At 62.2% G+C, this 13,874-nt stretch carries 11 protein-coding genes; 10 read left to right on the top strand and 1 reads right to left on the bottom strand.

Going from position 1 to position 13,874, the window contains the following annotated elements:
* The first annotated feature begins 32 nt into the window (after positions 1 to 32).
* Positions 33 to 431, top strand: coding sequence for a hypothetical protein (locus tag HMPREF2943_RS09600; RefSeq protein WP_070445443.1), 399 nt, complete (start codon positions 33 to 35; stop codon positions 429 to 431).
* A gap of 46 nt (positions 432 to 477) precedes the next feature.
* Here HMPREF2943_RS09600 and HMPREF2943_RS09595 read toward each other — a convergent pair whose 3' ends face one another.
* Entirely contained in the window at positions 478 to 1,596 is a 1,119-nt protein-coding gene (locus tag HMPREF2943_RS09595; protein ID WP_070445731.1) for a glycerate kinase, read from the bottom strand.
* Positions 1,597 to 1,767: 171 nt separating this feature from the next.
* Here HMPREF2943_RS09595 and gdhA point away from each other — a divergent pair, with 171 nt between their 5' ends.
* The 9 genes from gdhA to ftsY all read left to right on the top strand — a co-directional run bounded on the left by gdhA (position 1,768) and on the right by ftsY (position 13,711).
* On the top strand, positions 1,768 to 3,114 hold the full coding sequence (gdhA, locus tag HMPREF2943_RS09590; protein WP_070711438.1) for an NADP-specific glutamate dehydrogenase: 1,347 nt from the start codon (positions 1,768 to 1,770) through the stop codon (positions 3,112 to 3,114).
* 124 nt (positions 3,115 to 3,238) lie between these two features.
* Complete coding sequence (locus HMPREF2943_RS09585; protein WP_070711437.1) at positions 3,239 to 3,985, top strand: DivIVA domain-containing protein; 747 nt, start codon at positions 3,239 to 3,241, stop codon at positions 3,983 to 3,985.
* 175 nt (positions 3,986 to 4,160) lie between these two features.
* Entirely contained in the window at positions 4,161 to 4,700 is a 540-nt protein-coding gene (locus HMPREF2943_RS09580; RefSeq protein WP_070711436.1) for a YceD family protein, read from the top strand.
* Positions 4,697 to 5,467, top strand: a complete 771-nt coding sequence (gene rnc / locus HMPREF2943_RS09575) for a ribonuclease III (protein WP_070445456.1) — start codon at positions 4,697 to 4,699, stop codon at positions 5,465 to 5,467. The genes HMPREF2943_RS09580 and rnc overlap by 4 nt, the downstream gene beginning before the upstream one ends.
* 14 nt (positions 5,468 to 5,481) lie before the next feature.
* Entirely contained in the window at positions 5,482 to 6,330 is an 849-nt protein-coding gene (gene mutM / locus HMPREF2943_RS09570) for a bifunctional DNA-formamidopyrimidine glycosylase/DNA-(apurinic or apyrimidinic site) lyase (protein WP_070562751.1), read from the top strand.
* Between the two features lie 34 nt (positions 6,331 to 6,364).
* On the top strand, positions 6,365 to 7,891 hold the full coding sequence (locus HMPREF2943_RS09565; protein ID WP_070445463.1) for an alanine/glycine:cation symporter family protein: 1,527 nt from the start codon (positions 6,365 to 6,367) through the stop codon (positions 7,889 to 7,891).
* A complete protein-coding gene (locus HMPREF2943_RS09560; RefSeq protein WP_070445466.1) occupies positions 7,892 to 8,200 on the top strand; it encodes an acylphosphatase in 309 nt (102 codons plus the stop codon).
* 10 nt (positions 8,201 to 8,210) lie between these two features.
* Positions 8,211 to 11,714 (top strand): chromosome segregation protein SMC, encoded by a 3,504-nt coding sequence (gene smc / locus HMPREF2943_RS09555; RefSeq protein WP_070711435.1) that lies wholly within the window; start codon positions 8,211 to 8,213, stop codon positions 11,712 to 11,714.
* A 74-nt stretch (positions 11,715 to 11,788) separates the two neighbouring features.
* Positions 11,789 to 13,711, top strand: a complete 1,923-nt coding sequence (ftsY, locus tag HMPREF2943_RS09550; RefSeq protein WP_070711518.1) for a signal recognition particle-docking protein FtsY — start codon at positions 11,789 to 11,791, stop codon at positions 13,709 to 13,711.
* The last annotated feature ends 163 nt before the right edge of the window (positions 13,712 to 13,874 follow it).

Raw genomic sequence — 13,874 nt, 5'->3', positions numbered from 1 at the left:
ACTGTCCTTCAAGTTTGGGTAGGGTTACCTACATGCCATTGATTCACTTTGATGTTCTGGTGCCGGATGCTCAAGCCGAGCGCGTGGCCGAAATCTTTAGCACTGCTACCCACAAGCTGGTGGATAACGGCTCCTTAGCTTCTGCTGAGGTTACCCGTGTGCCCGATCCTGCACTCCCGGAGGGGCTGGAAGAACAGCTGCGCCAGACCTACCGCGATGAGCATGAAGAGCGTGATTTAGAGGACGCCAATGTCTACCGCTATGCCATCGATGTCGATGGTGTGAAGGGCTCCGTCAATCAGCTGACCATGGTCCTCGCACGCTTGTTGACACCCCATTCGGTTCTACCGAAGGACCACGTGTTGCTGGAGGACGAGCTCGCCCACGAGCGACCGGCAATTTTCCCGTGGGCGGTGCAGGTGACCCCGTAGTTCTGCTGAAAGCTATAGCCTCAGAGAGCTTTAGCCTCAGAGAGTTTTAGCTCTGCAGAACGCTGCGGACGAGGCGTTCGGCCGCGTTGCTTAAGCGCTGGGCGACGTCCCCCTCTTCCTCCCCGTCGAGTTCTTCCAGCAGTGTGCCCTGTGGCGCCGATGCGGTTGCGGAGCCGGCGATGATGCCCAGGGTTGGCGGGCTAGTCATGTCCGCCAGCGTGCCCACCACCTTTCCGGTAAGCGATTGTTCGTCGAAGCGCCCCTCGCCGGTAAGGACGAGATCCGCCTCGGCGATACGCGTGGGTAGATTGAGTGCTTGGGCTACATACTGGCCGCCCGGCACGATACGGCAGTGCTCCGAGGTGCCCCAGAGCGTGCGCGAAAGCCAGCTCAGGGCGATGGGAATGCCGCCTGCGGCGCCAAAGAATTCGGCCTGTGGGTCGGTCTCCGTGACTTCGCAGAGCCGTAGCATCGCGCCCGCCAGTAGTGCTACTTGTTCGCCCTCAGCGCCTTTTTGTGGGCCGTACATCGTTGCGGCTTGGACGGGCACGGCGCGAGTATCGGTGACCAAGGTGTAGTCCAGCATGGCCGCCTTCATGTTGAGCTGCGCGGTGTCGATGTGGTCGAGGTTGACCAAAGGTGCGCCGCCCTTGGGCAGGGCGTATCCGCGGGCATCGTGGGCGGCGGCGCCGAGCGCGGCGAGGATGCCGAGACCGCCGTCGATGCTGGCGCTGCCGCCGAGGCCAAGAACGATGTGCTTGGCGCCGCGCGATTCGGCGTCGGCCACCAGCACGCCCGTTCCATAGGAATCCGCATGGAGTGGATCGAGGGCGTCGGAAACGGCAGGAAGGCCGGTGGCGGCGGCGACGTCGATGAAGGCTGTGTCACCAACGAGCTGGTAGCTGGCCTCGGTCAGGCGGCCAATGGCATCGGTGGTAGGCAGCGTAATCGTTTGCCCCGCCGTGCCGTGGCGATGAACAGCGGCGCTGGCGAGCACCTCCGCGGTGCCTTCGCCGCCATCGGCCATGGGCAGGGTCGTTACCTTCGCTGTGTCTGCGTGGGGCGAGGAGCTGAGAGCGCGCCGCGCGCCCAATGCAATGGCGGCGGCAGCTTCGGCTGCAGTAGCGGTGCCTTTAAAGGAATCGGGGGCAACAAGAATGCGCATGCCCATGAGTATATGGCAGAGATACGAGAAAAAATTTTCGCGCTCTGACCAGCCCTTAAGGCACGCCACAGTACGGCCATCTTGCAATTTAGGTCGATTGATAGAAAACTATTGCTTGTTCAATGGATGACGCACCGACCGTGAGGAACGGTGCCCAATGAAAGGATTGCCATGTCCATCGACCAGCAAATCTCCGATTACTACAGCAAGCTTCTCAAGCGTAATGCTGGCGAACCGGAATTCCATCAGGCACTCGCTGAGGTACTCGACTCACTGAAGATCGTCCTCAATAAAGACCCTCACTACGCTGATTACGGCCTGGTCGAGCGACTGTGCGAGCCCGAGCGTCAGCTCATCTTCCGCGTGCCGTGGGTGGATGACAGCGGCCAGATTCAGGTCAACCGCGGTTTCCGCGTGCAATTTAACTCCGCGCTCGGCCCCTACAAGGGCGGCCTGCGTTTCCATCCGAGCGTCAATCTGGGCATCATCAAGTTCCTCGGCTTCGAGCAGATTTTCAAGAACTCCCTGACCGGCCTGCCTATCGGCGGCGGCAAGGGCGGTTCTGACTTCGACCCGAAGGGTAAGTCAGAAGCCGAGGTCATGCGTTTCTGCCAATCCTTCATGACGGAGCTGCACAACCACATTGGTGAATACCGCGACGTCCCGGCCGGTGATATTGGCGTGGGCGGACGCGAAATCGGTTTCCTGTTCGGCCAGTATCGCCGACTGGAGGGCAAGCACGAGTCTGGCGTTCTTACCGGCAAGGGTCTGAGCTGGGGTGGCTCCCTCGTGCGTACCGAGGCTACCGGTTACGGCCTGGTGTATCTGACCTCGGAAATGATGAAGGCCCATGGTGAGTCTTTCGACGGCGCCAAGGTGATTGTCTCCGGTTCCGGAAATGTTGCCATCTACGCCGCCGAAAAGGTGCAACAGCTCGGCGGTACCGTCGTCGCGATGTCTGACTCCTCCGGCTACATCACCACCCCGAACGGTGTGGACCTAGAGCTACTCAAGGAGATTAAGGAAGTCCGCCGCGAGCGCATTTCCACCTACGCCGGCGAAGCGGGTGCGGGCGTGGAGTATCACGAGGGTGGCAACGTATGGGAGGTCAGCGCCGACGTTGCTTTGCCGTGCGCTACCCAAAACGAGCTCGACGGCGAGGACGCCAAGCTCCTGGTCAAGAATCAGGTCCGCTATGTTGCCGAAGGCGCGAACATGCCCTGTACCCCGGAGGCCGCCCACTACTTTGTGGAAAATGGCATCGCCTTCGCGCCGGGTAAGGCCGCAAATGCAGGCGGTGTGGCGACCTCTGCGCTGGAGATGCAGCAGAACGCCTCCCGTGACTCCTGGTCCTTCGAGTACACCGACCAGCGCCTCCACGAGATCATGTCCAATATCTTCCGCAATATCGATAAGACTTCTAAGGAATATGGCTTGGAGGGTGACTATGTCGCGGGGGCTAACATCGCTGGCTTCAAGAAGGTGGCTGACGCCATGCTGGCGCAGGGCGTGATCTAGCCCCAGCCGTTCTCTATTCCTCTCTATGCCTTGGTTTAACCTCCCCACTGAGTGGGGAGGTTTTCGCAGTTTCTTCCCGCGTGGGATACGTCGCGGTGCGTATGTGCTTGGTTAGGCTGGTGCCATGTACCGCGTATTTGAGTCCCTCGATGAACTTGTTCGCAACCTGGAACAGGCCTATGCCGTTCCCATGACCTCTAATTGCATGGTCCCGCGCCACGAGATGCTGGCGCTTCTCGACGATCTCCGCAACGCTCTCCCGGTCGAAATGGATGATGCCCAGGACGTCTTGGACAAGCAGGATGAGATCCTGCAGGGTGCGGAAGAACGCGCGGAGCAGATTATTTCTGAAGCCAATGCCGAGGCTGATGACACCGTGACCCGTGCGCGTGAGGATTCGGACGCCATGCTGGCCGACGCCCAACATCGCGCCACCACCCTTGTCGCCCAGGCAGAGGACGAGGCCAGCAACCTGGTGGACAACGCGCGCTCCGACGCCGAGCGCACCCGCGCCCAAGCAGATGAGGAATACCAGCGTGCCGTCGCTGCAGGCCAAGCTGAACAAGACCGCTTGGTCTCCGAATCCGAGGTCGTGCGCCGCGCCGATGATGAGGCGCACCGTATCGTGGAGACCGCGCACTCTGAGTCCAACCGTCTGCGCACCGAGTGCGATGAATTCGTTGACGCCAAGCTCGGGGAATTCGAGACCACCTTGTCTGACCTCCTGCGCACCGTGAATAACGATCGCTCCGCTCTGCGCCGAGGTGCCGGTGTGCGCTCTCGAGGGGAATCGCGCGGCGAGGGACGCGGCGCTGTGCGCGAGACCCGGGAACCGGCGCGCCGGGCGCCGCGTGCGCCCCGCGACTACTAGAGGGGACTAATGCGCGGCCGCTCCGCGCGCCAGGAGATGAGTGCAGCAAAAGCGAGAACAGCGCCGAGGACAGAATCGAGCTGTTAGGCCAAGTGCTTAAGCGCCTATGCCCCAGCATTCAGGTCTTTGCCAGTCTAGGGCGCGCGGGCCAGCACAGGGTAAGCTGGTGGGCGCTATGAAATCACCATTGAAGTTCGACGTGACGGAATTGCTCCGCAGCCAAGGAACCGACGCGCTGCCTGAGCACCGCGTGCAGACCGGACCCGCGCCAGAGCGCATCGGCGTGGAAATGATCGGCATCCCGGAAGGTACTGAGGTTAAGGTGGATGCCACCTTGACCCCGTTGGGCTCCGGTGTGTTGGTGGACGCTGATATCACCGGCACCCTCAGCGGCGAATGCGCCCGCTGCCTAGCAGAGCTGCATCCGGAACTGGACCTCCACGTATCCCAGGTGGTTTCCGCAGATGAATCCTTCGTCAGCGGGGATGAGACCGAGGAGGAGGATCGCGGTTCCGGTGATGAGGTTCCCGAGATCAAGGATGGAATCCTCGACCTCCTCCAGACCGTGATCGATGAGGCAGGTTTATCCCTTCCCTTTGCGCCAACGTGCGAGGATGGTTGCGAGGTGGATGCTCCCGATGGAGTAACCACGGGGGTCTCTGGGGAAGAAGAGCGCGTGGATCCGCGTTGGTCTGGTTTGGAGAAGTTCCTATGAGCAAGAAGAAGAAACTCACTGGTGAACAGGCACTAGCCGCGGCCTTCGCGGAGGTAGATCACGCCCCGCTGCTAAAAGCACTCGGCGTGGAGATCAGCGATGAGCTGCTGTGCTTGGCACTGACTCACCGCTCCTTCGCCAACGAGAACGGGCACCTGCCCAACAACGAGCGCCTCGAGTTCCTGGGGGATGCCGTCTTGGGCTTGTCTATCGCGGCCAAGCTCTACGACAAGTACCCCTCGCGCCCCGAGTCGGATATTTCTAAGATGCGTGCCTCCATCGTGTCGCGCTATGGCCTGTCCGATGTCGCCCGCGAAATCGGCGTGGGCGAGCACGTCCTGTTGGGCAAGGGCGAGCAATCCACCGGCGGCCGTGACAAGGACTCCATCTTGGCCGATACCACCGAGGCCATCCTGGGGGCTATCTACCGCCAGCATGGTTTTGAGGTTGCCCGCGGGGTGGTGCTGAAGCTGTTCGCCGCCAAGATTGACAACGCCGTGGTGTCCGGCCGTCATATGGACTGGAAGACCACCTTGCAGGAGCTGTGCGCGGAGCTGAAGGCCGCGATGCCGGTCTACTCAGCCACCTCGACGGGTCCTGAGCACGATCAAACCTTCAACGCCGTGGCCACCGTGGCCGGTTTGACCGTGGGTAGGGGAACAGGGCATAACAAGAAGCTCGCCGAGCAGCAGGCAGCGGAAGAAGCGTGCCAAGCATTGCGCGAGACACCCTTGCTGGTGCAGGGCACCGCCGGCAAAGAGAGCTAAGCCACGAGAATTCGATGCCAGAACTTCCCGAAGTCGAGTCTGTTCGCAGCGGACTCGAGCCCTATCTTGTGGGGCGCTCCTTTGCTGCAGTAGATGTTCTCCACCCGCGCGCCAACCGGGGCCAGGAAGCCCCGCTGTCCGCGCTGCTGGTGGGCAGGAAGATTGCCGCGGTGGCGCGCCGCGGCAAGTTCATGTGGCTGGAGTTCGCCGACGAGGATCACACCGACCCAGCTCGCGATGTGCTCTTCATCCACCTCGGCATGTCGGGGCAGGTGCGGATCGGCGAGGTGGATTCGCCGCACGTGCGCATCGCCGCCGTGCTTGATGACGCCACCCGTCTCAGCTTCGTGGACCAGCGCACCTTCGGCTATTGGCGTCTCGGGCCGTGGCTGAGGATGGCACATATCGCTCCCGATCCTCTCGAAACAGACTTCGACCTGACCGCGGCAGGGCGGCGCCTGCGCGCGAAACGCACCGCGGTCAAGGTGGCTTTGCTCGACCAAACGGTGCTCAGCGGGGTGGGCAATATCTATGCTGATGAGGCGCTGTGGGCGGCCCAGATTTCTCCGCTGAAGAAGGCTAGTGCTCTGCGGCAGCGCGATGCCGTCGCTGTGATTTCTGCGGCCGCCGACGTCATGCGCTCCGCCCTCGCCGTTGGCGGAACCAGCTTTGATGCGTTGTACGTCAACGTTAACGGCGAATCCGGATATTTTGACCGTTCCTTGCACGTATATGGGAGGGGCGGTCAGCCCTGTGATCGCTGTGGCGAAGAAATCCTGAAAACCGTGCTAGGTGGGCGTGGTACTCACTATTGCCCGTATTGCCAGAGCCGCGCCGCGGGGAGGAAGTTGGCGGCCAACTAGGACGATTCTGGTGTGAGTTATTAATGTGTAACCCATGCAAGAAATCTTCAGCACCGTGATTGGTGTCATTAACGACAGCCTGTGGTCCTATGTCCTGCCATGGCTGCTTATCGCCGCGGGCCTCTTCTTCGGCATCCGCACCGCCGTGGTGCAGGTCCGCATGGTGCCGGACATGTTCAAGGCGGTCGTCGAGAAGCCCAAGGGCGTCGGCGTCGATGAGGATGCCGACTATGGCGGAATCTCTGCCTTCAAGGCATTTACCATTTCAGCGGCCTCTCGTGTGGGCACCGGCAACGTTGCAGGCGTGGCCGTGGCTATCTCCGTGGGTGGCCCCGGCGCGGTGTTTTGGATGTGGCTCATCGCCATCCTGGGTGGTGCGACAGCATTCGTGGAGTCGACCCTGGCGCAGCTGTGGAAGGTGCGTGAGGGGGACGCCTACCGCGGTGGCCCGGCCTATTACATGTCCCGTGGCCTGGGGTGGAAGCCTTTAGCAACCATCTTCTCCGTGGCCATCGCCATTACCTTTGGCTGGTTCTACAATGCGTTCCAGACCAACGCCATTTCCGATTCTTTGGCGGCCTCTTTTGGCCAGGATTCCGCGGCCTTCAAGGCAGGCGTGGGCATCGCAGTCGTCGCCGTGTCCGGGCTCATCATCATCGGTGGCGTGCAGCGCATCGCCTCGATGACCCAGTTTATCGTGCCGTTTATGGCGGGCGCCTATCTCATCTTGGGTCTCATCGTCGTTATTGTGAACTTTGACAAGGTGCCAGACATGGTCGTCTCGATCGTGGGCTCTGCCTTTGGCTTCCGGGAAGCTGCCGGTGCCACCGTGGGCATGGCGATGCTGAAAGGTATCCAGCGTGGTTTGTTCTCCAACGAAGCGGGCGAAGGTTCGGCGCCGAACGCTGCAGCGACGGCGACGGTGTCCCACCCCGTTAAGCAGGGCCTGGTGCAGACCCTCGGCGTGTACTTCGACACCCTGGTGGTGTGTACAATTACCGCCTTCATCATTCTCTTGGGCACCGATTTCGAGCGTTTCGGCTCTGATGCGATTGAGGGCGTGACGCTGACCCAGAATGCGCTCTCCGGCGTGGTGGGTGAGTGGGGCATCCACTTCGTCACCTTCATCCTGTTCTTCCTGGCTTTCTCCTCGATTCTGGGCAACTACTACCTTGCCGAGTCCAACGTGGAGTACCTCTCCGGGAAGAAGTGGGTGCTGTGGACTTTCCGTCTCATCGTTCTGGCCTTTGTTTTCTACGGTGCGGTGGCCCCGCTAGGTACCGTGTTCGACCTGGCCGATACCGGCGCTGCCATCATGGTTCTGCTCAACGTGTGCGCCATCGTGCCGCTGTCTGGCGTGGCTATCAAGCTGCTGAAGAACTACAACGAGCAGCGCCGCAAGGGCCTGGATCCCGTCTTCCACCGTGATATGCTGCCGGAACTGCAGAACGTCGAATGCTGGGATGGTACGGATCCGGTCACGCGCCGCAGCGCGGAGGACCGTCGCCGTCTCGATCACGAATTTGACTTGAGCGACCGCACAAACTTGAGGGAGTACTAGATGGCAGACACGGCAGCAGCCTCTGCAGGCCATGAACGCCTCACAGCTTTCGTTCTTGGACACGTCCAAGGCGTGGGCTTTCGCTGGTGGACGCGTTCCCGCGCCCTCGAACTAGGGCTGGCTGGGCACGCGACGAACCTCCAGGACGGACGCGTCCAGGTGGTTGCTGAAGGCCCGCGTGCTGACTGCGAGAAGTTGCTGGCCTTGCTGCGTGAAGAACCGTCGACCACCCACCGTCCAGGCGTGGTGAACGCCGTGGTGGAGCAGTGGGCCGCCCCGCGCGGTGAGTCGGGCTTCATCGAGCGCTAAACTTATTCGAATGCACCTCAAATCGCTCACGCTCAAAGGATTCAAGTCCTTCGCGTCCGCGACGAACCTGAAATTCGAGCCCGGTATCTGCGCCGTGGTGGGCCCGAATGGCTCGGGTAAATCAAACGTCGTCGATGCGCTCGCGTGGGTCATGGGTGAAGGCAGCGCCAAGACGCTGCGCGGCGGCAAGATGCAGGACGTCATTTTTGCCGGTGCCGGGGACCGCAAGGCCCTTGGCCGCGCTGAGGTCACGCTGACGATTGACAATTCCGATGGCGCTTTGCCCATCGAGTATTCGGAGGTCTCCGTCACCCGCCGTATGTTCCGGGATGGCGCGAGCGAATATGAGATCAATGGGGCGAAGGCGCGCCTCATGGATATCCAAGAGCTGCTGTCTGATTCCGGCATTGGCCGGGAGATGCACATTATCGTGGGCCAGGGAAAGCTAGCGGAGATTTTGGAGTCCCGCCCGGAGGATCGTCGCGCCTACATTGAAGAAGCCGCAGGCGTGCTTAAGCACCGCCGCCGCAAAGAAAAGGCACAGCGCAAGCTCACAGGTATGCAGGCCAACCTGGACCGCTTGCAGGACTTGACCGATGAGCTGGGCAAGCAACTCAAACCCTTGGCCCGCCAGGCGGAGGCCGCCCAGCGCGCAGCCACCGTGCAAGCGGATTTGCGCGATGCTCGCCTGCGCCTTGCTGGTGACCGTGTGGTGCGGTTGCGCGCGACATTCGATGACGCTGAGAAACGCGCGGCGGTGCTCGCCGAGCAGGTCGAGGAAGTGACAGCCCAGCTGGAAGAGGCGACCGAGATCCAGCTTGAGGTAGAGGCCGAGTTGGGGGATGTCACGCCGCGCGCGGAGGCCGCGCAGAAGCTGTGGTTCGAGTTATCGACCCTCAGCGAGCGAATCTCTGCCACGCAGCGCATCGCGGCCGAGCGTGCCAGCAACGTTGGCTCACAGGTGGCCTACGCGGGCCAGGATCCGGAGGAGCTCGAGGCACGTGCCCAGCGAGCCGATGAGGAGCACGAAGAGTTGCTGGCCGCGGCCGAAGAGGCTGCAGAGCGCTTGGAATCTATCCGGGAGGAAGTGGCCGAGCGCCGGGAAGCCTTCGAGGCTGCTGATAAAGAACACATGGCGCAACTGCGCGCCATTGCGGATCGCCGTGAAGGCGTGGTTCGCCTCATCGCCGCCGAGGAGAACTTGGCGGGTCAGGTCAGCTCCGCGGAGTCTGAGTTAGCGCGTCAGGAAGAGACTTTAGCGAATACGAAGTCGCGCACTAGGGGAGCGCAGGCGGAAGCCGATGAGGTGGCGGACAAGCTGGAGCACTTGGCTGCCGAGCGTGAGCCGCTGGAGGAAGCGCATGTGCGCGCGGCCAGCGAATCTGCCGCGGCCGATAAACGCTTGGAGCAGCTGCGTGATGCCCAGCGGGAGCACGAGCGTACCGTCTATAGTTTGCGCGCTCGGATCGATACCCTGGGCCAGACCGTTCCGGAAGCACTCGAGCTGGGGGAGGGATTCAAACCTCTCGCAGAGTTCATTTCTACTCGCTATGAGACAGCCGTCGCGGCAGCACTCGGTTCCTTTGCGGAGGCCCAAGCCGGCGCGGTGAGCGGGGACATCGTGCGCGACCTGGCGCAGGCGAGCCGCACGCCGCTGATCGACGTCGCTGCGGAACCCACCGGTTCAGCCTGGCGCCTTGACGCGGACTTGCCCTCCGGGGCGAGCTGGCTGCTGGATCACATGGTCTTGGTCCCGGAAGTATCGGCGGCGGTGACGCGGTTGCTCTCCGACGTGGTCCTGGTTGATGACTATGGCGCGGCCCGTGAACTCATTGCGGAGGATCCGCGCTTGCGTGCTGTGACCTCTGAGGGCCTGCTCGTCGGCGAAGGCTGGGTGGAGGCAGGAACAGGCGCCGTCTCCACCGTTGAGGTAAGCGGCCAGATTGCGGAGGCCGAGCAACAACTGGAATTAGCCACTCATGAGCTGGAGGAGCTATCCGGCACGCTCGAAGGCGCGAAGCTGGCGGCGGACGATGCACGCGTAGGTGCGGCGAGTGCCAAGGCCGCACTGCGGGAGCACGATCACGAACTCGAAGCGTGGAAGCGCGATCACCAGCGCTTGCTCAAGCAGTACGAGGCAAACAAGGCTGAGCATGAAAAAGCCGCCGCCCGCGCCACGGATATCGAGGTGCAGTTAGCCCGCCTGCGCGAAGAACTGGCGGAGGCGCGTGACCGCTTGTCGCGCGTGGACGCTGAAGAGCAGGCTGATGAACCCTCCTCGGTGGAACGCGATGCTGCCTCGACGGCCCTGGAACAGGTCAAGGCCATGGAGGTAGAGGCCCAGATGGCGGCCCGCAGTGCGGAGGAAAAGGTCGGCCAAGCAGCGGGCAGGGGAGAGGCCCTGCGGCGCCAAGCCCAGCACGAACGCCAGGCCAAAGCCCGCCACGACCAGGCGATGGCCCGCCGGCAAGCACAGGCGCGGTTGGCGGGGACTGTCGACAAGCATGCCCAAGATTTGGCTGCCCGGACCGCGCAGGCACTCGAGCGGGCCGCCGAGGAACGCGATGAGCTGGTCACCCAGCGCGGCGTGCTGCAGGGGCGTGCACAATCGGCGAAGCAGGCGGTCTCCTCGACCCGCCAGCAGCTTGATCGCCTGACCGACTCCGCGCATAACTCTGAGATTGCCCGCAGCCAGGCCCAAGTGCGGGTGGATGAGGCCGAGGGCAAGATCGTGGAGCAGCTCGGCATTGCTATTCCCGACCTGCTCAAGGAGTACACACCGGGTGAGGACTTCGATCGCTCCGCCGAAACCAAGCGGTTGAAGCAAGCCGAGAAGGACCTCAACTCCTTGGGCAAGGTCAACCCGTTGGCCTTGGAGGAGTACAAGGCTCTGGAGGAGCGCTATAGTTTCCTGTCCACGCAATTAGATGACGTGATTCAGGCCCGCAAGGATCTGACTGGCGTTATCGAAGATGTGGATGCGCAAATCTTGCAGCTGTTCACGGATGCCTGGCATGACGTGGAAGCGGAGTTTCCCAAGGTCTTCCAGACGCTGTTCCCGGGCGGCGAAGGTCGTCTCATCCTCACGGAGCCGGATGACATGCTGGCCACCGGCATCGAGGTGGAGGCCCGCCCGCCGGGTAAGAAGGTGAAGCGCTTGTCACTGCTCTCGGGCGGCGAGAAGTCCTTGACGGCCCTGGCTATGCTCGTGGCGATTTTCCGTGCGCGTCCCTCACCGTTCTACGTCATGGATGAGGTGGAAGCCGCGCTTGACGACGTCAACCTGCGCCGCCTCATCGCACTTTTCGAGGAGCTGCGTAAGGATTCTCAGCTCATCGTCATTACCCACCAGAAGCCGACGATGGACGTAGCCAACGTGCTCTATGGAGTGACGATGCGCGGCGATGGCGTGACGCGCGTGATTTCGCAGCGCATGTCCCGTGCTGGTGAGGCGCCGGGCACAGCACAGGCGGCGGAGGACGCCACACGTCTCGGCGTGGATGCCCCGCGCTAGGGTGGGGCTTGCGCCCAGCACTTTTCACCCTCCTTATCGTGCCGGATGTGGACAACCCTGGCACTATGGAGGGCATGAATACTACTTTTATGTGGATTGCGATAGCAGTCATCGTCCTGATTCTGCTCGTGGTCTTGTTCGTTGTCTTGGGCAAGAAGCGCGGCGAGTCAAAGAAGGTTTCCTTCGAAAAGCCTGCGGAGGAGCCTAAGGAGCTGACCCAGCAACAGAAGTCCGGCAACTACCAAGCTAAGTCTGGTTTTAATTTTGCCCCGGCTGGCGGCGGCGCTACCAAGGAACCTGTGCCTGCGGCTAAGACTGAGGAGCCCACACCGGCCGAGCCCAAAGCTCAGCCGCAAGCGGAGAAGAAGTCTGAACAGCGTGATGCCACTGAGCTGGCGAATGCGCAGTTAGAGGGCACCGAGGAAACACCGAAGGTCACGAAGCCTAAGGCGGAGCCGGAGGCGGAGGCACAACCAACGGTAGAAGCTAAGCCCGAGGCGGAGGCTAAACCTGAGGTTAAGCCGGAACCGGCGGCAGAGGCCAAGCCAGTGAGAGAGCCGGAGCCAGCAAAGGAAGAAGAGGAAAAAGACTCGTCCGCTGGCCTAGCCGCTGCAGGAGCCGCGGGCGCCGCAGCCGCTGGTACTGCCATGACCGGTGCCGCTGCCGCTGACAAGGATGATAAGGACGCTCTAGAAGAAGGTGCGGAAGACGCTGCCGCGGCCGCCGAGCAGGAAAATACTGAGCCCGAGCCCGAAGCTACCGAGGCAGAGGCAGTGGACGAAGCCCCGAAGGCAGAAGAGGAGACTCCGGAAGAACCTGAGGTTCCGGCTGCGGAGGAGCCTTCTGCTCAGTCTGAAGCCGAAGAAGAGACAGCCGCAGAGGTAGAAGCACAGCCTGAACCAGAAGCACAGCCCGAGCCAGAGGACGCTGAAGCAGAGGAAGCCGCTGCGGCGGCGGGGGCGCAGGCGGCGTCGGCAAGCGCGGCGCTCGAGGCTGAGCCCGAGGAGCTGGAGGTTTCCGAGGATGCCGAGGTCGTTGAGGCCCCGGCAGCCCAGCCGCAGGAGGATATTGCGCCGGCTGCCGGCCGCTTGGGCAAGCTGCGCGGGCGCCTGTCGCGTTCGCAGAATGCCATCGGCCAAGGCCTCATGGGGATTCTCTCCGCAGGTGACCTGGATGATGATGCCTGGGAGGAAATCGAAGACACCCTCATCATGGCGGATTTGGGTACGAAGTCCACGATGCAGGTTACAGACTCCCTGCGCGACAAGATTGCGGAGCGCGGAGTGAGCTCCGAGGCGGAAGCCCGCGCCATGCTGCGCGAGGCCCTCATCGAGGTGGGCCACCCGGAGATGGACCGTTCCATCAAGGCCATGCCGAATGACGGCAAGCCCGCCGTCATCATGGTTGTCGGCGTCAACGGCACTGGCAAGACCACCACGACCGGCAAGCTGGCCCGCGTGCTCGTGTCGATGGGCCACAACGTCTTGCTCGGCGCGGCGGATACCTTCCGTGCAGCGGCCGCGGACCAGCTGGAGACCTGGGGCCGCCGCGTGGGCGCTACCACCGTGCGCGGCAAGGAAGGCGCGGACCCAGCCTCCGTGGCCTTCGACGCCGTTGCCGCTGGCGTGGACCAGGGCGTGGACGTGGTTCTCATCGATACCGCTGGCCGTCTGCATACCTCAGTTGACCTCATGGATCAGCTGGGCAAGGTCAAGCGTGTGGTGGAGAAGAAGACCGAGGTCGACGAGGTCCTGCTCGTGTTGGACGCGACGGTGGGGCAGAACGGCCTGACACAGGCGCGCATCTTCCGCGACGTTGTCGACATCACCGGCGTTGTCCTGACCAAGCTCGATGGCACAGCTAAGGGAGGCATCGTCTTCCAGGTACAGGAGGAACTCGGCGTGCCGGTCAAGCTCGTGGGGCTTGGCGAAGGCGCGGACGACCTCGCACCGTTTGAGGTTGAAGGCTTCGTTGATGCCTTGCTGGGGGAGAAGTAAGACCTTATAGATCTCTGGGCTAGACCTAAGTTCTTTCGAGACGCAGCGCCTCCTTTGCGGGGCGCTTTCGTCATCTTCGTCCCATTAAAGATGTGCTTTGGGGGAGGTCACAATGGTAGTCTAGGACAGTCCTGTCTATGTGAGGCTGAGTTTTCAGCCCTAA

It is taken from the genome of Corynebacterium sp. HMSC072D12, from assembly GCF_001813925.1.
Taxonomy (GTDB): domain Bacteria; phylum Actinomycetota; class Actinomycetes; order Mycobacteriales; family Mycobacteriaceae; genus Corynebacterium; species Corynebacterium aurimucosum.
The sequence above is the reverse complement of the archived record's forward strand: the minus strand, read 5'-3'. Positions and strand labels throughout refer to the sequence as shown.